We start from the raw sequence: 26,841 nt of genomic DNA, 5'->3' as shown, positions 1-26,841 counted from the left end.
GACGATGCGCGCGAACAGAGGAGACTTGTGCACAGCGCTTCACTCCGGTGTCGGTTCCGCTTCCCGCGCGGTCCAACTGACCCTGGAGACGCTCTTTTCCATGCTCAGGCGGCTCGCCATCTGTTCGAGCTTCGATTGATCCTTCGGATGCATCGTCAGCGTCGCCGTCACGCGAATGCGCGCCGGCTCGTCCTCGACATCCTCGCTGGTCAGGCTCTGGAAAGACAGCGGCGCCGAGTACATCGAGTTGGAAATCGCGGTGCGAATGTGGATCTCGTCGGCTTCGCGGCAGACGATCGTCAGCACATACTCGCGAACGAGGTCGGCGTTTGAAACCGGTGTCTGGTTGATCATCCGGCTCACTTCGCGCAGTACGGTGTTGGCCAGCAGCACGACCGCGGTGCCGGCGAACGCCGGTCCGTAATGTCCCGCGCCGCTCAATACGCCGACGGCCGCCGAGCACCACAGCGTCGCCGCGGTGTTGATCCCCTGGATCGAACCCTTGTCGCGCATGATGACGCCGCCGCCGAGAAAGCCGACGCCCGACACCACATAGGCCGCAATCTGCGTAATGCCGCTGACGCCGTTGCCGGTCAGCACGCCGAGCGTGACGAACAGGCACGCGCCGCTCGCCACGAGCGTGATCGTGCGCAGGCCGGCGGTGCGCTGGCGCATCTGTCGTTCGAGGCCGATTGCGACGCCGCAAGCAAAAGCGGTCAGAAGCCGCAGGAAGAATTCGAGTGTCATCGTTCAGAAAGGTTGGCGTGCGCGCTGTCGCAGTGTGAAGCCTACGCGTGAGAACACCAGATCGTCTACCTCGTGCACGGCAAGTGCATGCGGCGGGACGAAGTACCCGCGCACACAAGTGCAGCGGCCGGAGCGTGCGGTATCGGCATGGCATCGAGCCACGCCGTGCTTTACCGACAGTACGCGAATGACAATGAAATGAGAGCGACGTGCGCCATCGAGCCCGAGGGCAGGACGGCGACAGAAAAGACTGACGCGGAAATCCTGGGGCTCAGGCGAGCGGGCAAATCGATACTCGGCTCGTACAACTGCTACTGTCCAAGATCGTGATTCCGGTTAGAAGAATTGCGCGAATTTTAGGGGGCTGCGCAAAGATCAGTCAAGCCGCGAGCGGCACGGAGTGTGCATTTAGTGTTGCCCTAGCCTTAATGCTGAAAGGCTGCAATTAATTGCTCCGGACTGCGAATGTTGAGTTCAATCGGGTTCGGCCGGTACGAGTCTCAACCGTGTGATCTCCGAAGGGGCGCCGAGTCGTTTGGGCGGTCCCCAATAGCCCGTGCCGCGACTCGTATAAACCCATAGTCCGTCCAGACGCGCGAGGCCCGCCGTAAACGGCTGCTGCAGCCGCACGAAGAAATTCCACGGAAAGAACTGACCACCGTGCGTATGACCCGACAACTGCAGCGTGAAGCCGGCCGCCGCGGCCGCTTCGGCCGAGCGCGGCTGATGCGCGAGCAGCACCCTGATCAGCACGTCCCCCGGCGCGCCGGCGAGCGCCGCGACCGGGTCGCTGCGATGCGCGGGGTCGTGATGACCCGCCGAGTAATCGGTGACGCCGGCGATCACGGCGCGCGCGCCGTCATGATCGACGATCACGTGTTCGTTCAGCAGCACCCGCAAGCCGAGCCGGCGGAATTCAGCGATCCACGAGTTCGCGTCGGAGTAGTACTCGTGATTGCCGGTCACGAGAAACGCGCCGTGCCGCGCGGCGAGCCGCGACAGCGGCTGCGTATGCCGGCTCAACTGCGGCACGCTGCCGTCGACGACATCGCCCGTCACCGCGATCAGATCCGGCTCGAGCCGGTTCACCGCGTCGACGATCGCGTCGACATAGCGGCCCTTGATCGTCGGGCCGACGTGGATATCGCTGATCTGCACGATCGTGAAGCCGTCGAGCTCGGCAGGCAGATCGTCGATCGGTACTTCGATCGTGACGACACGCGCGCGACGGCGCGCGTTGACGAGGCCGATCAGCGTCGACAGCAGCGCGAGCAGCGGCACCGCCGCCGCCGAGCCGGTGCGCCAATGCGCGATCGTGAGCGTGTTCGGCCAGATCGCGTCGATCGTCAGCAGCGACGCCAGCATCAGATCGCGCGCGAACGTCAGTACCAGCAGCGACGAGAAGAAGCCCATCGCGAGCAGGCCAACCCACGCGAGCCGGTCGCCGAGCGGCTGGCGCTTGAAGCCGCGCGCCATCATGCCGACCGGGATCAGGTAGATCGACAGCAGGAGCCACAGCACGCACAGTCCGCGGCCGGCCGAGTCGATCGGCATGTCGGGAATCAGGCGCAATCCAACGTAGATATGCAGCAGGATGCCAATCAGGATGATGCGGACAAGAAACGATGAACGTCGCATAAAGAGGATCAGGACGGGAAGGAGGCCAAAGGGCCGGCATGACAGCGACAGCGCGGCGGCGATCCGTTGGCGGGCAGTGCTTGCGTGCGCGACGGTTAGCGAACGCGGCGAATCATTCTACCGACATGTTGGGTCCCTTGCCGTGGCTGCAATATTCATGCTCCCGCACCGCACGAGACGCCCGCCGGCAGGCGCCGGGACGCGCCACGACAGCGCTTCGCCGGGGACAGGCGCATTCCGTGCTCAGCACATACTTACAAGGGCACGCGCGAAGCATTTGATGCCTATGCAAACGAATTAAATGGGCTTTGAATTGTATTCATGCGTGGAGTATGCTTGGAACCAAACAGCCTGTTGCCGGGGCAGCGCAGCGCGCTTCGGGCATGACTGGTTCTGTCGCCGGAGAAGATCGGCGGGGGGAGGCACACCATGAAGCTGCTCAAACCAGGCCACCTGTGGCATCACGCGGACGACGTGCATCATGCGCATCATGCGCATCATGTCGGACACGAGGGTAGCCATGTGATGCTGCCGCTCGTCGGCATTTCGCTGATGGCAATTGCGCTTTACATCGGCGTGCGCGGCATCGATTTCTCCGAACTCGGCAAAAGCGCGCTGTTCGACGTCGTGATGGTGTGTGTCGCGCTCGGCATCGCGGGCCTGTTCGGCGCGGTCGGCGCGTGGCTGCGCTCGAATGGCGACGAAGCCGATGAGGGCTTCTGCTTCGTCGGCGCGTTGATCGGCACCGTGGTGTTTTATATCGCGCTGCTAACCTGACGAGATTCGATTCAACGCGAGGCGCGACACCGGCCGCGTCATCCATCATCAACGCACCTTCACACTATCCGCGCCGCTTCGTCGAACGAAAAACGCGGGCTGCGAGGAAACAGCCTGGACGGATCGCCATAGCCAAGATTGATCAGGAAGTTCGACTTCACCGTCGTGCCCGCAAAGAACGCTTCGTCGACCTTGGCCTGATCGAAGCCCGACATCGGCCCGGTGTCGAGCCCGAGCGCACGCGCGGCGAGAATCAGATAGCCGCCTTGCAGCGTCGAATTGCGAAATGCCGTGTCCGCGATCAACCGCTCGTTACCGACGAACCAGCTGCGCGCATCGGCATGCGGAAACAGTTTCGGCAGCTGCTCGTAGAAGGCCATGTCCATGGCGACGATCACCGTGACGGGCGCGGCCATCGTTTTCTCGAGATTGCCGGCCGACAACGCCGGGCGCAGTTTCTCCTTGCCCTCCGGCGTCCTGACGAACACGAAGCGGCCCGGACTCGAATTGGCCGAGGTCGGGCCGAGCAGGTGAATCAGCGCGTGAGCCGTCGTGGCCATAATAGCCAAGGTACTGACTCGTCCGCTTGCATCCAGGCATTCCGATGAACACCGATCTTTTCAACGACCTGCCGACCCCCGACGTCGACTGGTATCCCGACTGGCTCGGACCGGCCGACGCCGAACGCCTGCTCGCCCGCCTGATCGACGAAGTGCAATGGCGCCAGGACATGATGGGCACGCCTGGCGGCCGTGTTGCACTGCCGCGTCTGACCGCCTGGCAGGGCGAGCCGGACGCGGTGTATGTCTACTCGGGCATCCGCAACGTGCCGCAGGCGTGGACGCCCGCCGTCGCTGAACTGAAGGCCGCCGCAGAGGCGACCAGCGGCGCGCGTTTTAACAGCGTGCTGCTAAATCGCTACCGCAGCGGCGCCGACAGCATGGGGTGGCATGCGGACCGCGAGCCCGAACTCGGCAAGCAACCGGTGATCGCGTCGGTGAGTCTCGGCGTCGCGCGCAGGTTCGATCTGCAACACAACCGCAGTGGCGTCGTGCAATCGTTCTCGCTGAAGGGCGGCAGCCTGCTCGTGATGAAGGGCGACACCCAGGCGCAGTGGCGTCATCGGGTGCCGAAGGAGCCGCGCGTGAGCGGCGAGCGCATCAATCTGACGTTTCGCTGGGTGACCCCGAGAGTCACGCCGACCTGAATCAGCGAGCGGCAATGCTCTGACCGGCGCGTTATACCAAAATTGGTATCGAGGGCGCGAATCATATGATTGGACGGTTAACGCGTCGCACAGTACGCTACATCACGATCCATGCGCCGTGAGGGCCACGAGGGCCGGGCTGACCGCTGGGTCGTCTACACAACAACGATTGGAGACTGTCATGGCGAATACACGACGTGCCGCGTGTCGCGCTCTGGGCGCGCTCGCGCTTTCCGCGAGTCTCGGAGTGCTAACGCTGGCCACGCCAGGCGCGCATGCCGAAGACAAGAAAATAACGCTCGGTTTTGCGCAAGTCGGTGCGGAAAGCGCATGGCGCACCGCGAATACCGAATCGGTGAAGTCGGCAGCGACGGAAGCCGGTATCAACCTCAAATTCTCCGACGGGCAGCAGAAGCAGGAAAACCAGATCAAGGCGATCCGCTCGTATATCGCGCAGAAGGTCGACGTAATCGCGTTCTCGCCGGTTGTCGAATCGGGCTGGGAACCGGTGCTGCTCGAAGCCAAGGCCGCGAAGATTCCGGTGATCCTGACCGACCGCAACATCGACGTAAAGGACCCGTCGCTGTACGTGACGATGATCGGCTCGGACTTCCTCGAAGAAGGACGACGCGGCGGCAAGTGGCTCGAGGAGAATTACAAGAACGATAAAGGTCCGATCAACATCGCCGAGCTGCAAGGCACGGTCGGCTCCGCGCCGGCGAATGACCGCCACTCGGGTCTGATCGAAGTGATCAAGAGCGATCCGAAGTTCAAGATCATCGCGTCGCAAAGCGGCGACTTCACGCTTGCCGGCGGCAAGCAGGTGATGGAAGCGTTCATCAAGACCTACGGCAACAAGATCAACGTTGTCTATGCTCATAACGACGACATGGCGCTCGGCGCGATCCAGGCGATGGAAGAAGCCGGCATGCATCCGGGCAAGGACGTCGTGGTGGTTTCGTTCGACGCGACCAAGGGCGGCTTCCAGGCGATGGCCGCCGGCAAGATCAACGTCGACGTCGAGTGCAGCCCGCTGCTCGGACCGCAGCTGATGACGGCGGTGAAAGACGTGGTGGCTGGCAAGCCGCTGCCGAAGCGCATCCTGACTCAGGAGACTGTCTTCCCGATGAGCGTCGCTGCGCAAACTTTGCCGTCGCGTAAGTACTGACGCGGCGCGCAACGTCGCCGCGGCATCGCTCGCGCGAGTGCCGCGGCGTGTGCGGTGTTCAGGCGCCCGGGCCGACGCGGCCCACGGCGCGAAGGAGATGTGCAGTACGGACGCATCGAACAGGTTTCTCCAGTGGTGCCTGACCGCCCGGGCTGCTTCCTTCTGCAGCGGGCGGTCTCTTTTCAGGAGCCTGCGTCCGCGGGAGCATGCCGCTGGGGCCTGCCGAACCATGCATAGCCGATCGAGCGAGGTCCATGACCCAATCCGCTACCGAACCGACTCAGCCGGACCAGCCGCAGCGCGGCACGTCGCCGGGTGCGCGAAGCCAACAGAATGACACGAGCGCGCGCGAACCGATCCTGGCGACCTCCGGCGTCAGCAAGACATTTCCGGGCGTGAAGGCGCTGCAACACGTCGACTTCCGCCTGTTTCCCGGCGAGGTCCATACGCTGATGGGCCAGAACGGCGCCGGCAAATCCACGTTGATCAACGTGCTCACCGGCGTGCTCGCACCCGATGCCGGCACGATCCGCCTCGGCGGCGAGGTGGTCGCGTTCGCGTCGCCGCAGGAAGCCGAGGCGGCCGGCGTGCGCACGCTGTACCAGGAAGTGAACCTGTGCCCGAATCTGTCGGTCGCGGAGAACATCTTCGCGGGCCGGCAGCCGCGCCGCTTCGGCGCGATCGACTGGCCTGACATCAAGCGGCGCGCGCAGGAAGCGCTCGCGCGCCTCGACGTGTCGCTCGACGTCACGCGCTCGCTCGACGCCTATCCGATCGCCGTGCAGCAGATGGTCGCGATCGCGCGAGCGTTGTCCGTCGATGCGCGCGTGCTGATTCTCGACGAGCCGACTTCGAGCCTCGACGACAGCGAAGTCGCGCAGCTTTTCAAAATCCTTCGCCATCTCAAGCAATCGGGCATCGCGATCCTGTTCGTCACGCATTTCATCGAGCAGACCTACGCGATCTCCGATCGCATCACGGTGATGCGCAACGGCGAGCGCGAAGGTGAATATCTGGCACGCGATCTGTCCGCGGATCAACTGGTCGCGAAGATGGTCGGCCACGAGCGCATGAGCGCGCGTCTGCGCGAAGCGGCGCACGAAGGTCAGGCCGCCGACGATCTGCAGGAGATCGCGCACGATCACCCGGAGCAAGCAACGGCCAAGCAGCCGTTCATCGAACTGCGCGGCGTCGGCCGTCGCGGCACGCTACAGCCGATCGATCTCGAAGTGCACGCCGGCAAGATACTCGGCCTCGCGGGACTGCTCGGCTCGGGGCGCACCGAAACCGCACGTCTGCTGTTCGGCGCGGATCGCGCGGACAGCGGCACGATCCTCGTCGAAGGGCGTCCCGTGCGGTTGCGCACGCCGCACGACGCGGTGCGCCACGGTATCGGCTATTGCGCGGAAGACCGCAAGAAGGAAGGCATCGTCGCCGAGCTGTCGATTCGTGAAAACATCATGCTCGCGTTGCAGGCGCGGCGCGGCTGGTGGCGCAAGATCAGCCGGCAACGCGCGCGCGAACTCGCCGATACGTGGATCGAGCGGCTCGGCATCAAGGCGTCCGACGCCGAGCAGCCGATCGCGCTCCTGTCCGGCGGCAACCAGCAGAAGGCGCTGCTCGCGCGCTGGCTGGCAACCGATCCGAAACTGCTGATCCTCGACGAGCCGACCCGCGGCATCGACGTCGCCGCGAAGTTCGACATCATGGACCGGCTGCTCGCGCTGTGCGCGAACGGCCTGTCCATCCTGTTCATCTCGTCGGAGATCAGCGAGGTGCTGCGCGTCAGCCATCGCGTCGCGGTGCTGCGCGATCGCCGCAAGATCGCCGAGGTGGCCGGCAAGGCATCGAACGAAGACAACATCTACCGACTCATCGCAGGGAGCGGCGAATGAAGCTATCGAACTGGTTCGCGCGCGACGGCGTCGAGCGGCCGCTGCTGTGGCCATGCGTGACGCTGCTGTTGCTGTGCGGACTGAACCTGCTGGTCAATCCGCATTTTCTCGCGCTGCGCACGCTCGACGGTCACCTGTTCGGCGCGCCGATCGACATTCTGAATCGCGCGGCGCCGCTGGTGCTGGTCGCGATCGGCATGACGCTCGTGATCGCGACGCGCGGCATCGACATCTCGGTCGGCGCGGTGGTCGCGATCGCGGGCGCCGCGGCCGCGACGATACTCGCGACTCAGGCCGTGCCGAGCGGTGCGCTGATCGTGCAGGCGCTCGTGGCCGCGCTCGTCGTCGGCATCTTGAGCGGCATGTGGAACGGGCTACTTGTCGCGTTCGTCGGCATGCAGCCGATCATCGCGACGCTGATTCTGATGGTCGCCGGCCGCGGCATCGCGCAACTGCTGACCGCCGGGCAGATCATCCCGATCGGCGCGCCCGGCTATCTGTTCGTCGGCGGCGGCTACTGGCTCGGCGTGCCGTGCTCGGTATGGATCGCGACCGTAGCCGTGCTGGCGACCGCCGCTTTGGTGGAGGGCACGGCGCTTGGCCTGTTCATTCGCGCGATCGGCGTGAACCCGGTTGCGACGCGGCTCGTCGGCTTGCGCTCGAAGGCGATCGTGTTCGCGGTGTATAGCTTCTCGGGCTTGACCGCGGCGCTGGCCGGCATCCTGATCAGCTCGAATGTGCGCAGCGCGGACGGCAACAACGCGGGCCTGCTGCTCGAACTCGACGCGATTCTCGCCGTGACGCTCGGCGGCACGTCGCTGCTCGGCGGCCGCTTCAGTTTCGCGGGCACCGTGCTCGGTGCGCTGATCATCCAGACGCTCACGTACACGACTTATTCGATCGGCGTGCCGCCGGAAGCGACGCTCGTCGTCAAGGCGGCCGTCGTGCTCGCGGTCAGCGTGATCCAGTCACCTGCGGCGCGCGCGCTCGCGGTGTCGTTCGGCGCGTCGCTCATCAAATCGCGCGGGGTGGCACGATGACGCGCTTTCTCGAAGCACTCGCCCGCGTGATCGATCCGCGCACGCTGCCGATCGCGGTGACGGTCCTGCTGTTCTGCGCGCTGTTCGGCTTTGGTTCGGTGATGTACACCGGCTTCTTCTCGTGGCAGGTGCTGCTCGATCTGCTCGTCGATAACGCGTTCCTGCTGATCGTCGCGATCGGCATGACGTTCGTGATCGTGTCGGGCGGCATCGATCTGTCGGTGGGCTCGATCGTCGCGCTGACGACGATCGTCGCAGCCGTGCTGTCCGAGCACATGCATGTGTCGGTGTGGCTGATTATTCCGATCGTGCTGTTGATGGGCACGGTGTTCGGCGCGGTGCAGGGCGCGCTGATTCACTACTTCCGCCTGCAGGCGTTCATCGTGACGCTGGCGGGGATGTTCTTCGCGCGTGGCCTGTGCTTTCTGATCACGACGCAGTCGATCACGATCACCGATCCGACGTTCAAGGCGATCTCCGCGTTCCGTCTCAATGTTGGCGTCGGTTCGGTATCGGCGAACGTGCTGATCGCGCTCGTGGCGCTGGCGGCCGCGATCTATGTCGCCCATTTCACGCGCTTCGGACGCAACGTATATGCGGTCGGCGGCAATCCGCGCTCGGCGCTGCTGATGGGGCTGCCGGTCGCGCGCACGCGGGTCGGCGTGTATGCGCTGAGCGGCTTCTGTTCGGCGCTCGGCGGCGCGGTGTTCACGTTCTATGTGCTGTCGGGTTATGGGCTGCAAGGGCAGGGTATGGAGCTGGATGCTATTGCAGCGACGGTGATCGGCGGCACGCTGCTGACCGGTGGCGTCGGTTATGTGGTCGGCTCGCTGTTTGGCGTCGGCATTCTCGGCACGATCCAGACGCTGATTACGTTCGACGGCACGCTCAGTTCGTGGTGGACGCGGATCGTGATCGGCGCGCTGCTGTGCGCGTTCTGTTTGCTGCAACGCTTGATCGAGCGGCATGCGAAGTCCGTGCGTCGGCCCGGTGGCACCAATGCGGTCACGACTACGGGGCATGGGCACGGGCATGACGAGCCGTCGACGACGGCGGCGTCATCGGATTCGCAGGTGTTGGGGCGCGCGCCGGGCTAGGGCGCGGTCTTCCAGCGCGTCATACGGCGGCGCCCCGTTCCTCGGGGCGCCGCTTTTCTATCAGTCGCTAACGACTCGATTCACTCGCGTCGCTGCCTTCGGTGCACGGCGATCGCGGCATCGTCCATGCCAGTCTGTCGTATTGGCGCAAGTGTGCCGGATTCGCGAGGATGCCGGTCCCCGACGAATCGCCCGGCCACCATTTCTCACCCGCGATGACCGCGCTCGAGGCAGCCGCCGACGGCGCTGGTGTCGTCGTCAGCTCGCCGTTTCCGTCGCGACGCCAGTGCGCAGCGACGTTGCCGATGAGCACGTTTCCGTTTGTGTGACCTATTATCAGAAAGAGTTGTGACCAGTACGACCGCGGTTGCGATGCAACTGATTGCAGATGTCGTGGGGAAACAAGCGATGGTTCGCACGGAAATACTCGACGCGCTGCGGGCATACACCGATCCGTTCCGCGTCACGAGCGGCAAAGATTTCTTCCTGAAGAATTTCGATCCCGGCGAGACGCTGGGACTCAAAATGCATAAGGGAGAGGCGCAGCAACTGCTCCAGCGCGGATCGAAATGGCTCGCGATGGAGCAGGAGATCCTCTACGCGCAGGATTCCTGGGCCGTGCTGCTGGTATTCCAGGCCATGGACGCCGCGGGAAAGGATGGGACGATCAAGCACGTGATGTCGCGCGTCAATCCGCAAGGGTGCGATGTCATCTCGTTCAAGCAGCCGTCGGATGAGGAACTCTCGCACGACTTCCTTTGGCGCTATTCGAGGAAAGTGCCTGAGCGCGGGCACATCGGTATTTTCAACCGCTCGTACTATGAAGAGGCGCTGGTGGTGCGCGTGCATCAGCATCTGCTGCGTGCGCAGAAGATTCCGCCGGTACGGGTCGGCAACAACATATGGGACGAACGGCTCGCCGACATCGCGCGCTTCGAAGACTATCTGACGCGCCAGGGCGTGGTCATAGTCAAGTTCTATCTGAACCTGTCGTACGGGGAGCAGAAGAAGCGGTTCATGGAACGCCTCGACAATCCCGACAAGAACTGGAAGTTTTCCGCATCCGACGTTCGCGAGCGTCGCTACTGGAACGACTATATGCAGGCCTATGAAGAGGCGATCCGCGCGACGGCCTCCGAAGCGGCTCCGTGGTACGTCGTGCCCGCCGACAACAAGCCTTTCACGCGCCTCATCGTCGCGGCGGCGATCGTCGAGGCCGTCGAGAAGCTCGACCTCGCATATCCGAAAGCGACGCCAGAGCAGATGAAGGATCTCGCCGCCGCGAGGGAGGAGCTCGACGCTGAAGCGGTGGACGAGACGTGACCCGATCAACCCGGGGACGATCCGGATCATTGAGAGCGGCCCCCTGACCCGAAATCACTGGAACCGGGAGACACGAGGATGAGCTCAGTTGAGAGTGCGACGCCGTGGCATGCGATACCGGCCGGTGACATCGAACGGCAGTTCAACGTCGATCCCGCGCAGGGCCTCGATGCCGCGGAAGCGGCCGGGCGGCTGGCCACCTATGGGCCGAACCGCCTGCCGCAGGGCAAGAAGAGAGGGCCGGTCGCACGCTTCCTGATGCAGTTCCACAACATTCTGATCTACGTGCTGCTCGTGGCCGGTTTCATCAAGTTCATGATGGGCCTGTGGCTCGATGGCACGGTCATTCTTGCCGTCGTGATTCTCAACTCGCTGCTCGGCTTCATTCAGGAAGGACGCGCCGAGAAGGCGCTCGATTCGATTCGCAACATGCTGTCCGCCGAGGCGCGCGTGATGCGTGGTGGAGCGGTTCGCCTGATCCCCGCCGATGAACTCGTTCCTGGCGACATCGTGCTACTGGAATCGGGCGACAAGATCCCGGCGGACATGCGTCTCGTCGACGCGAGGAATCTGCACACGGAAGAAGCGGCTCTCACGGGCGAATCCCTCCCGGCCGAGAAGAGCACCGCGCCGGTGCCCGCCAAAGCGACGGTCGGCGACCGCGAGAACATGGCGTTCTGCGGCACGATGGTCCTGTCGGGCCGGGCAACCGGTGTCGTGGTGACGACCGGCAGCCAGACGGAGCTCGGCCGGATCAACCAGATGCTCGCCGAAGTCAGCGCGCTCGAGACGCCGCTGCTGCGCCAGATCAAGAAATTCGGCTACGTCATCACGGCGGTTATCGCCGTTGTCAGCGTGCTGCTGTTCTCCTATGGGCATTGGCTCGGACACATGACGTTCGTCGAGCTGTTCCAGGCCATCGTGGGGATTGCGGTGTCGGTGATCCCGGAAGGCCTGCCGGCGCTCATCACCATCACGCTCGCCATCGGCGTGCAGCGGATGGCGCAGCGCAACGCCATCATTCGCCGCCTGCCGGCGGTCGAAACGCTGGGCGCCGTCTCGCGCATCTGCTCGGACAAGACGGGCACGCTGACCCTGATGGAGATGATGGTGACCTCCGCCGTGACGGCGGAAGCCGGCTATTCCGTTACCGGCGACGGCTACGCCAGCGAAGGACGGGTCAGCGCCGATGGCAAGCCGATCGGCGCCGCGCCGGACGTGCTGAAGCTGATGGGCCGTGTGTCGCTGTTGTGCAACGACGCCGAGCTCTTCGAGGAAGAAGGGAAATGGAAAGTGGAGGGTGACCCGACCGAGGGCGCGCTCTATCCGTTCGCTTCCAAGCTGGGCATGGACCGTCCCGCCGAGACCGCGGCCGCGCCGAGGATCAACGTGATTCCTTTCGAGTCCGAGCACAAGTTCATGGCGACGCTGAACCGCTCGGCCGACGGCGAGATGCTGCTGGTCAAGGGCGCGCCAGAGGTGATCATCGATCATTGCGACCGCCAGCAGACGGCGCAAGGCCCGGTGCCGCTCGATCGCGAGCATTTCGCAAGAGAGGGCGACCGGCTCGCCGCGCAAGGCGAGCGCGTGCTCGGGCTGGCGTGGCTGCCGGACCCGGGCCTGCGTACGGGGACTCTCGGGCCGCAGGACCTGCCGCGCACCCTCGTATTGCTCGGCCTCGTGGGTCTGATGGACCCGCCGCGCAAAGAGGCGATCGAGGCCGTGCGCGAATGCCACGGCGGGGGCATCCGCGTGACGATGATCACGGGCGACCACAAGATCACGGCGGCGGCAATCGCAAGAATGCTGGGCATCGGCGACGGCAAAACGGCCGTGTCCGGCGCCGAGATCGAAGCGATGAATGACGCGGCGCTGCAGGAATGCGTGCGCAGCGTCGACGTGTTCGCGCGCGCGAGTCCCGAGCACAAGCTGCGGCTCGTCAAGGCGATCCAGGCGAATCGGCAGATCGTCGCGATGACGGGCGACGGCGTCAACGATGCGCCCGCGCTGAAGAAGGCCGACATCGGCGTCGCGATGGGGATCAAGGGCACCGAGGTGACGAAAGAGGCGGCGGGGATGATCCTCGCCGACGACAATTTCGCGTCGATTTCCGCGGCTGTGAAGGAGGGGCGCACGGTCTACAACAACATCGAGAAGGCGATGCTGTTCATGCTGCCGACCAATATCGCGCAAGGCGCGGTGATCGCGGTGGCGATCCTGTTCGCCTTTACGCTGCCGATCACGGCGCCGCAGATCCTGTGGGTCAACATGGTGACTTCGGTCGCGCTCGGCCTGACCATTTCTTTCGAGCCGCACGAGGCCGACGTGATGCGCCGCTCGCCGCGCGCAATCGACCGGCCGATCGTCACGCGTTTCGGCATCTGGCGCATCCTGTTCGTCGGCGCGGCGCTCGTGCTCTATACGCTATCGACCTTCTTCTGGATGAAGTCGCACGGGGCGTCGGATGATCTGGCGCGCACGGCCGCGGTCAACGCGATTACGCTGGGCCAGGTGTTCTATCTGCTCAACATCCGGTATCTGCTCGATTCGTCACTGACCGTGCGCGCGCATATGGGCAATCGTCATCTGTGGTACGGGATCGCCGGGGTCGTGGTGTTGCAGCTTCTGTTCACCTACACGTTCCCGTTCCAGGCCGTTTTCCACACCGAGGCTTTGCCGTTGTCGGCGTGGGGGTGGCTCTTTGTTGGTGGCGTCCTGTTCTTCCTCGTGGTGGAGCTCGAGAAGCTCGTTTTCCGACTCACCCCCGCACTGCGAGGATTCGTGACTTCGCAACAGGAGGGCGGCGCGGCGTTGCGCAATGATCCTGCGGGGTAGGCCGCCTCAGCGGCCTACCGCTACATCTCATGAACGCGGCGGAGGATGAAAAACAGATTTGCCGAGACCGCATTGACGATCGGTATCCGCTCGAAAGGCCGGTTCAGCTTCATGCCGATATTGGCCAGTGCATTGAGCGCTCCGCCGCCCTTGATGCCTTTTGCGAACGTCGGAAAAACTTGATGATAGCCGCATTCTTCCAGTACGAATCCCGAACTGAGAAACAGGCGCTTCGCGTCGCTGAGGCTGTACAGTCGATTATGGCCCGTGTACTTCTTCATCACTCTGCAGGCGTTTTCTGTTGCCGATAAGCGGTTGGGTAAAAATGTGATTATCAGCAAACCGTTGTCTTTCAGCACGCGCCATAGCTCATCGATGCTCTTTTGTTCGCGAGCCACGTGCTCGAGTACACCGCTTCCAATCACTACATCGAATTGATTGTCTTCGTAGGGCAGCAGAAACTCATGATTGAGCGCAGCGAAAGATAACCCGGCGTACTGATGGAATTCCGCGAATTGCCCATCATTGCATAGGTCGCAGCCATAAATCTCGATGTCCCGGAAGAGCGTACGAAGCATGCACGAATCCGGGGCGTGACGGCATCCCCAGTCGAGCACTTTCATTCCACGCTTGATATACGGGGCATAAATTTCGAACGCGCGCACATGACGATCGAGACTAGCGTCGTTGGCAATGACCGATTGCACATAGTCCCGGTATTCACCATCGGCGCGATGCGCAAGGTAGTCCTCGCAAAGCTTGGCATAAGTCGTCCTGACCTGCTGCAATTCATTGCTCGGAATCGTTTCGGTGTCGATGGGTCTATGCATATCTCCCTCATATCGGTGCGAAGGCGGAGTTCTGCGCAACTCGTTTCCAGAATGCCGGCTGTTGCTACACGTGTGACATCAGATCGATAAATTCGCGGGAAGTTGATCAGTCTGAATTTGAACCTGCTGATTCAACTGCGTTGCGGTTCAGGTTTTGTGTAAGGCTCTGTGTAGCTGGACTATCGCTCGAGGGCGGTGCACGCGACATGTGTCGCAGGCAACCCGGCAATGGAACGACGGGGCAAAAAATGTCGCGATAGTGCGGGACAACTCATGGATCCCTCTTTCCGAGTGCGCGCGCATGGGAGTGCGCTCGAGAACGGGTCGACTTCTTTCAAGGATAGCAGTTGGTCCCTGCGCATTTGGCCAGGAATCTCCACGTTTCGCGCCTTATTGTGATGGTTTTGCGCCCTCGGCTCCCGGTGATGCGGTCGAGACCGGTCCGCCGGGTCGAAGTGGGCTCTGCAAGGTATGCAAATGAAATATCCGGGCGGAGAAATCGATTCGGGCGTGGCAGCGTTGCGTTAGGGCAGACACCTGGGCGAATCTCGCGTTGTTCAGCGGCCGACACATTCAGGGTCAACCGGAAGATTTATATGAAATGCTTACGCTCCACGCTCGAGGCGCCTGCGCACCGTCCCGACCAGTCTGTCGAACGGCCATGCACTGGCAGCCAGCGCGCTAGTCTCCGAAAAATGCTCCCCCACGATATCCGTCGACACCTGCCCCGGCGGTGCCTCGACCAGCACATGCGCGCCCATTTCCTGCATCACGGTGAGCGCATCGAACCAGCGCACGGTGTAGCGCATATTCGTCGCAAGATCTTCGCGGATCGCGTCGGCCGTATACAACGGCCGTCCACCGCGATTGCCGATATAGATGCCGCGCGGTGTTTCGAAACGCAACTCGCGCGAGTACGCGAGCAGTTCGTCGCTCGCATGCGCGAGCAACTCGCAATGTGAGGGCACGCTGACCGCGAGCGGGGTGGCCTTGCGCGCGCCGGCCGCAAGTGCGCGTTTGATGAACAGGTCGAGCGCATCGTTCGCGCCGGCCATTACGATCTGGCGCGGCGCATTGACGTTGCCGATATAAACGCGTTGCCGCTGCTCTTGCGCCTGCTGCGCGACGAGCGTTTCCACCTGCTGCTCGTTCAAGCCGGATACGGCCGCCAGACCATAGCCCGACGGGTAAGCGGTTTCCATCAATTCGGCGCGCCGCCGCACCATCATCAAGGCATCGCGAAACGGCACCGCGCCGCTACTGACCGCTGCCGGATATGCGCCGACCGACAGCCCCGCGCTGATTTCCGCCACCAAACCTTCATCGGCGAGCGCGCGCGTGATCGCGACGCCCGCGATCGTCAGGCCCAGTTGCACGGCGACGGTCGAGTCCAGAGCGTCGGGCGAGTCGAGCGTCAGCACGTCGACGCCGAGGGTGTCCGATGCTTCAGCGAACGTGTCCTGTACCGCGCGATGCCGCGGCAGTCGATTCAGAAAGCCTTCGCTTTGCGCACCCTGACCGGGGAAGATAAGCGCGAACATCAGGTAGCGCCATCCTGAGCGACCTCGGCCCACGGATTGGCGATCAAGCGGGGACCGCTCGCGTGGCGGGCCAGCACGCGCGCCTTGCCCGCAGCCCACTCCGCGAGCGCGACGCCGCCCGCGGGCGTTTCGAGTTGTGCATCGATGCGCACACCGATACGAGCCGAGAGCGTTTGAAGTTGCTCCAGCAAAGCACTCGCGACCTTCAACGCCAGCAGTTCGGGCACGCGGATCAACAGATCGAGATCGCTGGCTTCGTTCACGGTGGGAGCATGCGTCGCCAGTTCGAATCCCGTGCTACCAGAAGGACCCCAAGCGAATCCAGAAAGCGGACCGCTCCGGTCGCGTTGCAACGAATTCAGGGCAACGAAAGAAGGCAATGCATCACGTTCGGGACCGGGTCGCGCCTGCGCCAGGGACTCCGGCGCTACGACGCCGACGATATCGTCCGCGTGCGCCCACGTGCCGTAACGCTGCGCTCGCTCTGCGCCGCGCACGCCGATCGCGACGAAACCTTCAACGGCGAGCGCGCGTCGCACGACCGCATACGGTGCGCGTTGGAACGCAGCGCGGACCCACGCGGGTTCGTCATCGAGCGCATCGAGTCGTCGCAAGCGCAGCAGATCATGCGGCCGCCAGCGCGCGTCGCACGACGTGGCGCAAGCAGTCGGGAAGGGCGCAGCCGCACACACGCGCATCACACGGCGTCCCACTGTTCGGCAAGACGCCGCCGCACCTCGATCGACGCCGCGCGAGTCTGCCGCGCCGCAACCGATTCCAGCCGACGCGCGAGCGTCCGATCCCCGTCGCGCGCGCTGCGAATCTGTTCGACCAGCACGGTGCGCACGCGCTCGATCTGCGCCGCGTCGGGCGCATCGGCGTCGACGCCGTCGATCAGCTGATCGAGCAGCCCCAGCTTCGCGAACGAGGCCATCGAATACGACATCGGCACGATCGTCTCGCCGAGTTCGTCGAGTTCTTCGACCGTGCGGCGCGTGACGCGCGCGGCTGCTTCCTTGCCCATCGCGTGGACCATCGTGCCGGGCACGTCGAGCGCGACGATGCGGTTCGCCTGATAGCCGTGCGCGAGGAACGCGCCGGACATCGCCGGACCGACGATCAGCGCGATCACCGGATGGCCGGCGTCGCGTGCGCTCGCGTAGGCGTCGACCGCGGCCGCGCAGGCGAGGTGGATGCCGAGCATTTCCTCGCGATAGCCATACGCCTGGCTCTTCACATCGACGATCGCGACGATCGGGCGGCGTGTGCCGGCGCCTCGATCCGCCTCCATGACTTCGCGCACCGCGCGCGCGAGTTGCCAGCCCTGTTCGAGTCCGACCACGTTGCTGGTCGCGCGTGGAAAGCGATTCGCGGCATCGGGCACGACCGCGATAAAGCGCGCGGTGTCGCCGCCGAGCGGCGCATCGCTGCTCCAGACGGGCGCGGCGCTCGACGATTCGCCGGCCAGTGCGTTGAACCAGCGCGCGCCGCGCGTGAGTGTCGTGTCGCTCATGCCTGCTCCTTGTTCGATGCATCGCCCGCTTGCGGGTTGTACACATCACGCATTGTCTCGGGCGTGACGCTCGGCGGATCGATCCGCGCGAGCCGCTGCAGGAACGTGTCGACCTGCTCGCTGCGATGCGCGGCCGGCACGCCCTGCGCGAACACGGCGTGGACGGCGGCGCGCACCGCGTCGGCATCGTCATCAACCAGGGTATCGGCGAGCGCGCTCGCGACGCGCTGCTCGCCGCCGATCAGTTGCCACACGCGGCGGCGATCGCTCGCATCGAGTTCTTCGATCCCGGCTTCCTGCTCGATCACTTCGGGTCCGTTCATGCCGAGCCGTCCCTGCCTGGTCACGATCAGATACGAGCACAGCGCGGCCGCGAGCGACATGCCCCCGAAGCAGCCGACCATCCCCGCGATCACACCGACCACCGGCACGTGCCGGCGCAGCGCGACGATCGCCGCCTGAATCTCGGCGATCACCGCGAGCCCGAGGTTCGCTTCCTGCAACCGCACGCCGCCGGTCTCGAACAGCACGACCGGGCGCACGAGCTTGCCGCGCTCGCAGTCGCGCCGCGCCATCTCGAGCGCCGCGGCGATCTTGCTGCCCGACACTTCGCCGATGCTGCCGCCCTGGAACGCCGCTTCGATCGCCGCGACCACGGCCGGTTCGCCGTCGATCGTGCCGCGCGCGATCACACAGCCGTCGTCGGCCTGGCAGACGATGCCCTGCATGGGCAGCCACGGCGACGCGATGCGGTCGAACGGACCGAGCAATTCGCGGAAGCTGCCCGTGTCGAGCAGCGAACGGGCGCGCTCGCGCGCGGGCAGTTCGATGAAGCTCTCGTGCAGCAGCGGTGCGCGGTGAATGCTGGCGCTCGTGCTCATATGCTGTCTCCTTCCTCGGCCGCTTCGACCGCCTCCGCGAGCCGCAGCGCGACCACGCCCGGCGTCGCGCCGAAGTCGTTGATCTCGATGTTCGCGGCGCCGTCGTAGCGCGTGAAGAAGCGGTCGAGCACGCTCTTCCAGATGTGGCTGTAGCCGTCGACGCTGGTGCGCACGACCACGTGCGCAGCAAGCGCCGAGCCGCCTGCATCGGCGGCGGGCGACAGCAGCACTTCCAGATCGCCCGAGCCGACTACGCCGACGTGCGCGCGGGTCGTGACGGCGCGTTGCGCCGGATAGTCAAAGGTCAGATGTTCCATGAGGCTCAGCTCCGGCTGGCGTCGCGATGCGCCAGCATGTCGAGAAAGAGGGTGGCGGCGAGCAGATCGGCCGCGCCGCCAGGCGATGCGTTCAGCGCGAGCAGTTCGCGTTCGAGCGCGTCGAGCGCGACGCGGCCCGCGGCTGTCGAACTGCCGCCCGCGTCGAGCACGCGTCGTGCGCCGCGCTGCCCCGCATGCAAGCCGGCGAGGCCCGCGCGATGCAGCAGGCAGGTGTCGTCGAGCGTGCTCATGATCGCGAGCAAGGCGTCGATGCGCGCGGTATTTTCGTCGATGCCGCGTGCGCGCGCCGCGCGTAATGCGGGCAGGCCGACGTCGAGCGCGTGCGGGAAGCCGTCCTGCGCTTCGCGCCGTGCGCCGCCAACCTGATAGCGTCGACGCGCGCGTTCGCCGTGGCTATCGGACGAAGCGGCGAAGCGGTCCGGGAAGCAGGCGATCTGCGCGGCCAAAGTGCAGACGCGCGAGGAATCCAGAGGGTTCGGCGCGCCAGGTCCGTGCGTACGCATCGAGGCACTCGAAGACGTTTCGAGCGCGACGCCTGCAACGAGCAAGCCGATGATCCAGATCGCGCCGCGATGCGCGTTGCAACCGCCGGTCGCCTGCATCATGTCCAGTTCGCCCGCGCGGCCGACCTGCGCAAGTTCGGCGCGCAGCAGCGCCGACGGTTCGCCGCGACGCCGCGCGGTGCGCGCGAGCGCCGCGAACGTCGGTTCGAGCGCGTGCGCGGAGCGCCGCATGATCGCGAGATCGAGGTCGCGATGCGCGCCGCTGCCGCGCCGGTCGACGAGCGCGGGCTTCGGCGTGAGTTCGGCCTCGTCGATCAGCGCGGTGATCGCGTCGCGCGCGAGTTGCGCGTCGGAAAACGGCGCCCCCTTGGGCGATGTGCCGCACGCATCGCGCAGGACAGGAGCAGGCGGCGCGTCCAACCGTTCGACAACAGCAGCTGCGGACGCCATCGTCACCAGCTCCGGAAGCGCGCGGGCGGCGCGTACAGTCCGCCCGACCACGTGACCAGATCGTCGATGCTGCGCGCCGCGAGCAGCGAACGCTTCGCTTCGCCGCGCCGGATGCCGAGATCTTCCGGATACGCGACGATGCCGCGCCGGCGCAACTCGGCGGTTTTCTCGGCTTTTGCGCGCAGGCCGATCGGCGTGACACCGGCCACCGCCGCGATCGCCGCGCGCCGCTCGTCGATGCCTTCGGCCTTGTGCAGATGCGCGATGCCTTCCTCGGTGACCACATGGCTCACGTCGTCGCCGTAGATCATCACCGGCGCAATCGGCATGCCGTTTTTCGCGCCGACGGCGATCGCGTCGAGTTCATCGACGAAGGTCGGCTCGCCGCCTTTCTTGTACGTTTCCGCGAGTTGCACGACGAGCTTCTGGCCGCGCGACACCGCGCCGTCGCCCTTCAACAGCTTCAGCCACGCCTCGCTCGCATGACGCCGGCCGCGCGGATCGTGGCCCATGTTCGGCGCTCCGCCGAAACCGGCGAGCCGTCCGCGCGTGACCGTCGACGAATTCGCGTCCGCGTCGATCTGCAGCGTCGAGCCGATGAACAGATCGACGCCGTATTGGCCGGCCAACTGACACAGCACGCGGTTCGAGCGCAGGCTGCCGTCGTTGCCGGTGAAGAACACATCGGGGCGCGCCTCGATATACGCCTCCATACCGACCTCGCTGCCGAAGCAATGGATGCTGTCGACCCAGCCCGATTCGATCGCGGGGATCATCGTAGGGTGCGGGTTGAGTGTCCAGTTGCGGCAGATCTTGCCTTTGAGGCCGAGCGCTTCGCCGTAGGTGGGCAGCAGCAGTTCGATCGCCGCGGTATCGAAGCCGATGCCGTGATTGAGCGACGTGACGCCATACGGCTCGTAGATGCCGCGTATCACCATCATCGCGGTCAGCACCTGCAAGTCGCCGATATGACGGGGATCGCGCGTGAACAGCGGCTCGACCGCGAACGGCCGGTCCGCCTGTACGACCACGTCGACCCACGAACCCGGAATGTCGACGCGCGGCAACTCGTCGACGATCTCGTTGACCTGCACGATCACGATGCCGTGACGGAACGCGGCGGCTTCGGCGATGGTCGGCGTGTCCTCGGTGTTCGGGCCGGTGTACAGATTGCCGTGACGGTCGGCCTTGTCCGCGCACAGCAGCGCGACGTGCGGCGTCAGGTCGACGAACATGCGCGCGTACAGCTCGACATACGTATAAATCGCGCCGATTTCCAGCTGGCCGTCTTCGAGCAATTGCGCGACGCGCAGACTCTGCGGCCCCGCGAACGAGAAATCGACCTTGTGCGCGATGCCGCGCTCGAACAGCGTCAAGTGTTCAGGACGACTGATGCTGGAAATGAGCAGATGTACGTCGTGCAGCTTTTGCGGATCGACCTTCGCGAGCGAGCGCGACAGGAAGTCGGCCTGCTTCTGGTTGTCGCCTTCGAGCGCGACTCGCTCGCCGGGCTGGATCAGCGTTTCGAGCGCATCGATTATGCGGTGCGTGGGCAGCACGCCGTCTTCGAGCCACGGAGCGATGGCCGCGAGGCGGCGGTTCTTCTCGTCGCGCCGGGTCGTCCATGAGCGGGCAGTGGACCGCGATGCGGCGGCTTCGGCGGGGTGGTTCATCGGCTCGGTCATCGGCTCGGTCATCGGCTCATTCATCGGCTCATTCATCGGCTCATTCATCGGTTCAGTCAGCTCCCGGTGTGGACGCGCGGGCGTCGTCCGCGCGGCTTCGGTTGATGCGCCAGCGCTTCTTCGCGCGCGCGCTCGGTCAGGAAACGATGCAGAAGCTCGCCGGTGCCGAGCAGATGCGCGACCACCAGCGACTGCGCGGCCGCGATATCGCGGCGCTCGACGGCTTCGAGCAACGCGGCGTGCTCACTGTCGGACTCGCCCTTGTACGACGGCAAGCCGAACTTCAACCGCAGATAGCGTTCGCCGCGCCGGTGCAGCAAGCCGATCATGTCCTCCAACTGCGGCCGGCCGGCGGGCGCGTACAGACACATATGGAACGCGGCATTGCGCGTCACGTATAGCGACGGGTCCTCTTCGCGCTCGGCGGCGCTGCACAACTGCGCGGCTTCGCGCAGCGTCGCCGAGGTGTGATTCGGAATCGCGAGGCCGAGCGCGAGACTTTCGAGCGCCGAGCGGATCTCGTAGATCTCGCGCGCCTCGTTGGCGGACAAAGGCGCGACGGTCGCGCCTTTGTGGACGGCTGCGCGCGCCCAGCCCTCGCTTTCCAGCTGGCGCAGCGCCTCACGCACGGGAATCGCGCTGACGGAGAAATGCCGGGCGATCGCGTCCTGGCGCAATGGTGCGCCGGGCGCGAGCGTGCCGTCGACGATCGCCGCGCGCAGCGCCTCCGCAATCATGTGCGAGGTGCTTTCGCGGGGTGCCGCGGCCGGAAGAAACGAGCCGGGCACGGGCGCGTCCAGGGGAAAACCTTCAGTTGCGTCGGTCATAGTATCAAATATTATATATAAAAAGACGCGTATTTCAGCGCGGGCAAACCCGGAAGGGTCTTCACCCACCGTCCCGGCAGTTTCCCCGCGCCGTCCTCTGAATCAGTTGTACGAGGACATCGCCGATCAATCAACGTCGTCGATCCAACACCAAGCGCGCCCGTCGTTTTTCGTTACGTTCAACCATCGTAGGCTGGAGGAGCAAGATGAATACAGTGACCGACCGACGAGCGCTCGCGCGTCAGCGCACACCGCTCAATCGTTCGCAGATCGCAGGGTTTTGGGGCGCGTGGGCCGGCTGGACGCTCGACGGCATGGACTCGTTCATTTACGCGCTGGTGCTCACGCCAGCGCTGACGGAGTTGCTGCCGCGTTCGGGCTTCGCGGCCACGCCGTCGAATGTCGGCCTTGCGGGATCGATCCTGTTTGCGCTGTTCCTGGTCGGTTGGGGGCTGTCGTTCATCTGGGGACCGCTCGCCGATCGCTTCGGCCGCACCAAGGTGCTCGCCGCGACGATCTTCACGTTCGCAATTTTCACCGGGCTTGCCGCGACCTCGACCAATGTGTGGCAGCTCGGTATTTATCGCTTCATCGCGGGCGTCGGCATCGGTGGGGAATGGGCGCTTGCGGGCACCTACGTGGCCGAGGCGTGGCCCGAGGATCGCCGCAAGATGGGCGCCGGTTATCTGCAGACCGGCTACTACGCGGGCTTCTTTCTCGCGGCCGCGCTCAATTACACGGTCGGCGTGCATTTCGGCTGGCGCGCGATGTTCCTGACCGGCGCGGTGCCGGTCGTCGTCGCGATTCTGATTCTGCTGCGCGTGAAGGAGCCGGAGAAGTGGCAGAAGGCCGACGCCAAGACAGTGCGTGTGAAGCCGCTGCGCGAGATCATGGGGCCGGCCTACAGGCGTCGCACATGGGTCGCGTGCATTCTGCTGACCATCGCGATCACCGGACTCTGGGCGGGTGCGGTCTACGAGCCGTCCGCGGTGATCCAGCTCGCGACGCGCGCCGGCATGTCGAAGGGCGATTCAATTCGCACGGCGTCGCTGGCTACCGGCCTGCTGTCGATCGGCACGATCCTCGGCTGTCTCGCGCTGCCGCCGATGGCCGAGCGCATCGGCCGCAAGATGACGTTGGCGGTGTACTTCGCGGGAATGGCGGTGTCGATCGCGGCGAGCTTCGGCTGGGCGTTCTATCTGCCGAACGGGCTCGCGCCGTTCATCGCGTGGCTGTTCGTGCTGGGCTTTTTCGGCGGCAACTTCGCGTTGTTCAGCCTGTGGCTGCCCGAGCAGTTCGAAACCCGCGTACGCGCGACCGCGTTTGCGTTCTGCACGTCGTTTGGACGCTTCGTCGGCGCGGGCGTCAACTTTCTGCTCGGCGCGGCGGTGCTGCATATGCAGACGCTCGGTGTGCCGGTCGCGTTGACCGCGCTCGCCTTCGTGCTCGGCCTGTTCGTGATTCCGTTCGCGCCGGAGACGAAGGGGGAGACGCTGCCGCAGTGAGCACCAGGCGGGCGGCGCGCGTTGCTTCGCGTTACTTCGCGTGACTGCGCGCCCCCCCAGCCGGATGCAGCAGCGTCAGCAACGGCCAGCCGAGATTGACGCCGAGACTCGCGGCGACGATCAGCGCCATGCCGGCCAGTTGCGCCAGCGACAGCGCCCGGCCATACACGAGCGCATCCACGACGATCGCGGTCAGCGGATAAACGAACAGCAGCACCGCGATCACCGGCGTGCTGAGCTTCGGCAGCGCGCCGTAAATCAGCACGTACGACAATCCCGTGTGCAGCACGCCCATGCCGATCAGCCAGAACCACTGCATCGGCCCGATATGCGTGAGCGTCAAAGGCGCGATGAACGGCGCGATCAGCGGCAGGCAGATCACGCCGACCGCGCATTGCATGAGCGTGAGCAGATGCGGGCGCATGTCGCCGAGGCTTTTCGCGATCAGCGTGACGCTCGCGTACAGCAGCGAGCCGAGCAGCGCTTCGCTCAAGCCGATCAGGTAGCTGGTGTGGCCCTGCAGATTGCCGGCCGCGATGACGCCCGACGCGAGCACGAGCCCGACGAACGCCGTCGCGATCCAGCCGAGCCGGTCCGCGCCGAGCCGTTCGTTAAAGAGCGCCGCGCCGATCAGCACGACCCAGAACGGCTGCACATGAAACACGACGGTCGCGACCGCGATGCTGGTGCGATGAATCGCGTCGAAAAAGCCGACCCATTGCGTAACCATCAGCACGCCGGAAATCAGCGCGAGCGCGACCGTGCGGCGCGTGAACTGCGCGCGCGTGAAAAAGCCCTTCCACGCGCAATAGGCGGCGAGCGACAGAAAGCCGAACAGGCAGCGGAAGAACACGAGCGTCAGCGCATCGAGCCGCGCCTCCTCGACGAAAACGCCGATCGTGCCCATCAGCAGCCCGCCGCCCGCCAGCGTGATCGCGCCTTGTTGACGTGAGGTGAGGGACATGCGCAACGACTCCTTGAGATGATGCCTGCGAGTATTGCGCCGCTTGCGGGCTTATCACAAACGAATTAAATTGAGCAATTCCATAAGCCCGGTTGATAAATCGTGAACCCTGAATTCGACGTCGATCTGTTGCGCAGCTTCGTCGCGGTCGTGGAGGCGGGCAGCTTCACGAAGGCGGCGGCGAGCGTGCATCGCTCGCAGGCGGCGGTCAGCATGCAGATCAAGCGGCTCGAAACGATGCTCGGCACGACGCTGTTCGCCCGCAACACGCGCAACCTGTCGCTGACACGGCCCGGCAACACGCTGCTCGAATACGCGCGGCGCGCGCTCGCGTTGCAGGAGGAGGCGTGGTCGGCGATCGTGAGGCCCGAGGTGACCGGGCGCGTGGTGCTCGGCGCGCCGGACGACTATGTGTCGTCGCTGCTGTCGCCGGTGTTGCGGCGTTTCGCAACGCTGTACCCGCGCGTCGAGATGGAGATCGTCTGCGCGCAGAGCACGGCGCTTGCGCCGATGCTCGCCGACAACAAGATCGACCTCGCATTCGTCACGCGCGACCGCAAGCTGCGCGGCGAATTCGTGCGCAGCGAGCCGATGGTGTGGGTTGGGGCGTCGGTCGATACGCCGGTGTTGAAGGCGTCGCCGTTGCCGGTGGGGTTGTACGAGCCTGGCTGCGTCGCGCGCCAGCATACGCTCGCCGCGCTGGATGGCGCGCGCATCCGCTATCGCGCGGCGTTCAGCAGCGCGAGCCTGATGGGACTCGTCGCGACCGTGGATGCCGGTTTGTCGGTGATCGCGCTGACGCGTTGCAGCGTGCCGCCGCGGCTCGCGATTCTTGGCGACGCGCAAGGCCTGCCGAAAATCGCGCCGCTCGAAATTGTCGTCGCGCGCAGCGCGAAATCGGATCGGCCGACCTGCGATTATCTGGCGCAGCAGATGGTGCAGGATCTGTCGTTGCGGTAGCCGAGCGTGCCAGCCCTGGTGCCCTTCAAGCCCGCGTATAGGCGGTCACTTCACCCTCGACCGCTAGCCGCACGCGCTCGCCCGGACGCGGGCACAGATAACCGGGCACGCGTGCGCGCACCATCGTCCGCGTGGCGGACTGCAATTGCAGCGCGACGCTCGCGTCCTGCCCCTGGAAGATCACATCGGTGACGAGCGCATCGTGCGCGGCACCCGTGCGCGCGGTTTCGTCGGCGCGCAGCAGACGGATCTGCTCGGGACGCAGCATCACGTCGACCGCGCCGTTGCCGACGGGCGCGGCCAGTGCCAGTTCGCCGAGCTCGCAGCTCGCGCGATCCTGTTGCGCGACGCCCGGCAACAACACCGCCTCGCCGATGAACGACGCAAGCTCGCGCGTCACCGGACGGCGGTACAGCGCTTCGGGCGTCGCGGTCTGGATCAGCCTTCCGTTCCACAGCACCGCGACCTCATGCCCGAGCGACAACGCCTCGGCCTGATCGTGCGTGACCAGCACGGCAGTCGCGCCAGCCGCGGCCAGCGCATTCGCGACCGCCTGGCGCGTCTCGACGCGCAGCGCGGCGTCGAGCGACGAGAACGGCTCGTCGAGCATGACCAGCGTCGGCGCGGGTGCGAGTGCGCGGGCGAGCGCAACACGCTGCTGCTGACCGCCCGACAACTGCTGCGGCGCGCGCTCGCCGAAATGCGCGGGCAGACCCACCAGTTCCAGCAGTTCGGCCACGCGATGGCGCGCGCGACGCTGCGTGCGCGGCAGGCCGAACACGATGTTGTCCGCGACCGACAGATGCGGAAACAGCGCGCCTTCCTGCGGCACATAGCCGATGCGGCGTTGCTCCGACGGCACGTGCAGGTTGTCGCCGACGACACGTCGGCCGTCGATCTCGACACTGCCGCCGTCGGCGCGCTCGAAGCCGCACAAGAGCCGCAGCAGCGTGGTCTTGCCGCTGCCCGAGGGCCCCAGCAACGCGAGCAGCGTGCCGCGCTCGACCGAAAGATCGATGCCGTGCAGCACGGGATGACCGTCGAACGATTTCTGCAGTCCGCGGATACGAAGTTCGCTCATGAAATCCCGAAGAAAGTCGAACAAAAAGCAGCGATG

The 26,841-nt window shown here is 65.1% G+C and carries 24 protein-coding genes and 1 pseudogene; 11 read left to right on the top strand and 14 right to left on the bottom strand.

The window, feature by feature from the left end; translation table 11 throughout:
- Positions 1 to 39: 39 nt before the first annotated feature.
- Together AB3X96_RS24110 and AB3X96_RS24105 are read right to left on the bottom strand one after the other, a co-directional pair.
- Positions 40 to 747, bottom strand: coding sequence for an MgtC/SapB family protein (locus AB3X96_RS24110; protein WP_368591701.1), 708 nt, complete (start codon positions 745 to 747; stop codon positions 40 to 42).
- 474 nt (positions 748 to 1,221) lie between these two features.
- Positions 1,222 to 2,385 (bottom strand): metallophosphoesterase, encoded by a 1,164-nt coding sequence (locus tag AB3X96_RS24105; RefSeq protein ID WP_368591700.1) that lies wholly within the window; start codon positions 2,383 to 2,385, stop codon positions 1,222 to 1,224.
- A 429-nt stretch (positions 2,386 to 2,814) separates the two neighbouring features.
- On the opposite strand from AB3X96_RS24105, the gene AB3X96_RS24100 reads away from it, so the two are divergent.
- Positions 2,815 to 3,162, top strand: coding sequence for a hypothetical protein (locus tag AB3X96_RS24100; RefSeq protein WP_368591699.1), 348 nt, complete (start codon positions 2,815 to 2,817; stop codon positions 3,160 to 3,162).
- Between the two features lie 59 nt (positions 3,163 to 3,221).
- Here AB3X96_RS24100 and AB3X96_RS24095 read toward each other — a convergent pair.
- Positions 3,222 to 3,692: pseudogene (locus AB3X96_RS24095) on the bottom strand (malonic semialdehyde reductase); the annotation flags it as partial.
- 74 nt (positions 3,693 to 3,766) lie between these two features.
- On the opposite strand from AB3X96_RS24095, the gene AB3X96_RS24090 reads away from it, so the two are divergent.
- The 8 genes from AB3X96_RS24090 (at position 3,767) to AB3X96_RS24055 (ending at position 13,727) form a co-directional block, all read left to right on the top strand.
- A complete protein-coding gene (locus tag AB3X96_RS24090) occupies positions 3,767 to 4,369 on the top strand; it encodes an alpha-ketoglutarate-dependent dioxygenase AlkB (protein WP_368591698.1) in 603 nt (200 codons plus the stop codon).
- A gap of 181 nt (positions 4,370 to 4,550) precedes the next feature.
- Positions 4,551 to 5,537, top strand: a complete 987-nt coding sequence (locus AB3X96_RS24085) for an ABC transporter substrate-binding protein (RefSeq protein WP_176105659.1) — start codon at positions 4,551 to 4,553, stop codon at positions 5,535 to 5,537.
- A 254-nt stretch (positions 5,538 to 5,791) separates the two neighbouring features.
- On the top strand, positions 5,792 to 7,432 hold the full coding sequence (locus tag AB3X96_RS24080) for a sugar ABC transporter ATP-binding protein (protein WP_368591697.1): 1,641 nt from the start codon (positions 5,792 to 5,794) through the stop codon (positions 7,430 to 7,432).
- Entirely contained in the window at positions 7,429 to 8,472 is a 1,044-nt protein-coding gene (locus AB3X96_RS24075; protein WP_176105661.1) for an ABC transporter permease, read from the top strand. The genes AB3X96_RS24080 and AB3X96_RS24075 overlap by 4 nt, the downstream gene beginning before the upstream one ends.
- Positions 8,469 to 9,569 carry a galactofuranose ABC transporter, permease protein YjfF gene (gene yjfF, locus AB3X96_RS24070; protein WP_176105662.1) on the top strand — a complete coding sequence of 367 codons (1,101 nt, stop codon included), beginning with the start codon at positions 8,469 to 8,471 and terminating at the stop codon, positions 9,567 to 9,569. Before AB3X96_RS24075 ends, yjfF begins: the two co-directional genes overlap by 4 nt.
- Before the next feature lie 170 nt (positions 9,570 to 9,739).
- The gene (locus tag AB3X96_RS24065) at positions 9,740 to 9,898 is read left to right on the top strand and encodes a hypothetical protein (protein WP_368591696.1); all 159 of its coding nucleotides are present in this window, start codon (positions 9,740 to 9,742) and stop codon (positions 9,896 to 9,898) included.
- 79 nt (positions 9,899 to 9,977) lie between these two features.
- Complete coding sequence (locus AB3X96_RS24060; RefSeq protein WP_368591716.1) at positions 9,978 to 10,892, top strand: polyphosphate kinase 2 family protein; 915 nt, start codon at positions 9,978 to 9,980, stop codon at positions 10,890 to 10,892.
- Positions 10,893 to 10,970: 78 nt separating this feature from the next.
- Positions 10,971 to 13,727 carry an HAD-IC family P-type ATPase gene (locus AB3X96_RS24055; RefSeq protein WP_368591695.1) on the top strand — a complete coding sequence of 919 codons (2,757 nt, stop codon included), beginning with the start codon at positions 10,971 to 10,973 and terminating at the stop codon, positions 13,725 to 13,727.
- A gap of 20 nt (positions 13,728 to 13,747) precedes the next feature.
- Here the strand turns inward: AB3X96_RS24055 and AB3X96_RS24050 are convergent, their stop codons facing one another.
- The 9 genes from AB3X96_RS24050 to AB3X96_RS24010 all read right to left on the bottom strand — a co-directional run bounded on the left by AB3X96_RS24050 (position 13,748) and on the right by AB3X96_RS24010 (position 22,295).
- The gene (locus AB3X96_RS24050) at positions 13,748 to 14,557 is read right to left on the bottom strand and encodes a class I SAM-dependent methyltransferase (RefSeq protein ID WP_368591694.1); all 810 of its coding nucleotides are present in this window, start codon (positions 14,555 to 14,557) and stop codon (positions 13,748 to 13,750) included.
- A 605-nt stretch (positions 14,558 to 15,162) separates the two neighbouring features.
- Complete coding sequence (locus AB3X96_RS24045; RefSeq protein WP_368591693.1) at positions 15,163 to 16,098, bottom strand: malonate decarboxylase subunit epsilon; 936 nt, start codon at positions 16,096 to 16,098, stop codon at positions 15,163 to 15,165.
- Complete coding sequence (locus AB3X96_RS24040; protein ID WP_368591715.1) at positions 16,098 to 16,796, bottom strand: malonate decarboxylase holo-ACP synthase; 699 nt, start codon at positions 16,794 to 16,796, stop codon at positions 16,098 to 16,100. The genes AB3X96_RS24045 and AB3X96_RS24040 overlap by 1 nt, the downstream gene beginning before the upstream one ends.
- The gene (gene mdcE, locus AB3X96_RS24035; protein WP_368591692.1) at positions 16,796 to 17,611 is read right to left on the bottom strand and encodes a biotin-independent malonate decarboxylase subunit gamma; all 816 of its coding nucleotides are present in this window, start codon (positions 17,609 to 17,611) and stop codon (positions 16,796 to 16,798) included. Before mdcE ends, AB3X96_RS24040 begins: the two co-directional genes overlap by 1 nt.
- A complete protein-coding gene (locus tag AB3X96_RS24030) occupies positions 17,608 to 18,492 on the bottom strand; it encodes a biotin-independent malonate decarboxylase subunit beta (RefSeq protein ID WP_368591691.1) in 885 nt (294 codons plus the stop codon). Before AB3X96_RS24030 ends, mdcE begins: the two co-directional genes overlap by 4 nt.
- Positions 18,489 to 18,809, bottom strand: a complete 321-nt coding sequence (locus tag AB3X96_RS24025) for a malonate decarboxylase subunit delta (RefSeq protein WP_176105670.1) — start codon at positions 18,807 to 18,809, stop codon at positions 18,489 to 18,491. Before AB3X96_RS24025 ends, AB3X96_RS24030 begins: the two co-directional genes overlap by 4 nt.
- Positions 18,810 to 18,814: 5 nt before the next feature.
- The gene (locus AB3X96_RS24020; RefSeq protein ID WP_368591690.1) at positions 18,815 to 19,783 is read right to left on the bottom strand and encodes a triphosphoribosyl-dephospho-CoA synthase; all 969 of its coding nucleotides are present in this window, start codon (positions 19,781 to 19,783) and stop codon (positions 18,815 to 18,817) included.
- 2 nt (positions 19,784 to 19,785) lie between these two features.
- Positions 19,786 to 21,456 carry a malonate decarboxylase subunit alpha gene (mdcA, locus tag AB3X96_RS24015; RefSeq protein WP_368591714.1) on the bottom strand — a complete coding sequence of 557 codons (1,671 nt, stop codon included), beginning with the start codon at positions 21,454 to 21,456 and terminating at the stop codon, positions 19,786 to 19,788.
- 68 nt (positions 21,457 to 21,524) lie between these two features.
- Positions 21,525 to 22,295 carry a GntR family transcriptional regulator gene (locus tag AB3X96_RS24010; protein WP_368591689.1) on the bottom strand — a complete coding sequence of 257 codons (771 nt, stop codon included), beginning with the start codon at positions 22,293 to 22,295 and terminating at the stop codon, positions 21,525 to 21,527.
- 206 nt (positions 22,296 to 22,501) lie between these two features.
- On the opposite strand from AB3X96_RS24010, the gene AB3X96_RS24005 reads away from it, so the two are divergent.
- Positions 22,502 to 23,800 (top strand): MFS transporter, encoded by a 1,299-nt coding sequence (locus AB3X96_RS24005; RefSeq protein ID WP_368591688.1) that lies wholly within the window; start codon positions 22,502 to 22,504, stop codon positions 23,798 to 23,800.
- Between the two features lie 31 nt (positions 23,801 to 23,831).
- Here the strand turns inward: AB3X96_RS24005 and AB3X96_RS24000 are convergent, their stop codons facing one another.
- Positions 23,832 to 24,764, bottom strand: coding sequence for a DMT family transporter (locus AB3X96_RS24000; protein ID WP_368591687.1), 933 nt, complete (start codon positions 24,762 to 24,764; stop codon positions 23,832 to 23,834).
- A gap of 102 nt (positions 24,765 to 24,866) precedes the next feature.
- Between AB3X96_RS24000 and AB3X96_RS23995 the strand changes: the two genes are divergently transcribed.
- Positions 24,867 to 25,724: a LysR family transcriptional regulator gene (locus tag AB3X96_RS23995; protein WP_368591686.1), complete on the top strand. Its 858-nt coding sequence runs from the start codon at positions 24,867 to 24,869 to the stop codon at positions 25,722 to 25,724.
- 25 nt (positions 25,725 to 25,749) lie between these two features.
- Here AB3X96_RS23995 and AB3X96_RS23990 read toward each other — a convergent pair whose 3' ends face one another.
- Positions 25,750 to 26,805 (bottom strand): ABC transporter ATP-binding protein, encoded by a 1,056-nt coding sequence (locus tag AB3X96_RS23990; protein WP_368591685.1) that lies wholly within the window; start codon positions 26,803 to 26,805, stop codon positions 25,750 to 25,752.
- Positions 26,806 to 26,841 lie beyond the last annotated feature (36 nt).

The sequence above is a fragment of the Paraburkholderia sp. BR13439 genome (assembly GCF_040948805.1).
In the GTDB taxonomy this organism is placed as follows: Bacteria; Pseudomonadota; Gammaproteobacteria; order Burkholderiales; family Burkholderiaceae; genus Paraburkholderia; species Paraburkholderia youngii.
The sequence above is the reverse complement of the archived record's forward strand: the minus strand, read 5'-3'. Positions and strand labels throughout refer to the sequence as shown.